This is a genomic window from Neisseria sp. P0009.S007 (assembly GCF_051962515.1).
Genome location: NZ_JBQCVF010000630.1, coordinates 1 through 926, shown reverse-complemented (window position 1 = coordinate 926; position 926 = coordinate 1). Strand labels below are relative to the sequence as shown.

At 53.8% G+C, this 926-nt stretch carries 1 protein-coding gene; it reads right to left on the bottom strand.

Annotated features, from left to right (window positions below; translation table 11 throughout):
- Positions 1-926 (bottom strand): O-succinylhomoserine sulfhydrylase (gene metZ / locus ACTHS3_RS15280; RefSeq protein WP_440368404.1); only part of this gene is annotated, 926 nt, incomplete at both ends.

Below are 926 nucleotides of genomic sequence, written 5' to 3'. Positions count from 1 at the left end.
GGCTGCATCCGGCCGTGCGTGGTTGTCCACGGATGGGTGATGGTCGAGCGCACATCGCCGAGGTTGGCAGTACGGGAGAAAAGCTCCACGCCGTCCACGACTTTCCATGCGGCTTCTTGGTCGGCGACTTCAAAGCCGATGACGATACCGCCGCCGTTTTGCTGTTTGCGGATAAGCTCTGCCTGCGGATGGTCGGGCAAACCGGTGTAGTACACGGCTTGGACTTGCGGCTGTTGTTGTAGCCATTGGGCGATTTTTAACGCATTGTCAAACTGTTTTTCCATACGCAGCGACAAGGTTTCTACACCGCTCAACAACTGCCATGCGTTAAACGGAGACATCGCCAAACCGCAAGAGTTGCAATATATGGCAACTTGCGTCATCAATTCTTCCGAACCGGCCAACATGCCGCCCATCACGCGGCCGTGACCGTCAATCGCTTTGGTTGCGGAAGACACGGAAATATCCGCACCGTGTTTCAAAGGCTGCGAACCGGCTGGCGACAAGAGGCTGTTGTCCACCACCAAAAGCGCGCCGATGCTGTGTGCCAGTTCTGCCAACGCTTCCAAGTCGGCAACTTCGCCCAATGGATTGGACGGGGTTTCCAAAAACAGCAATTTGGTATTGTCTTTAACCGCAGCTTTCCATTCGTTCAAATCGGTTGGCGACACATGGCTGACCTCGATGCCGAACTTGGTAACGATGTTGTTGATGAAACCGACGGTCGTGCCAAACAGGCTGCGGCTGGAAACAACGTGGTCGCCTGCTTGCAAGAAGGTAAAAAACGCCGCCTGAATTGCAGACATACCGGTCGAAGTGGCTACCGCGCGCTCTGCACCTTCCAATGCAGCAATGCGTTTTTCAAAAGCGGCAGTAGTCGGATTGGCTGTACGGGTATAGGTAAAGCCTTTAATTTTTTTGGAAAA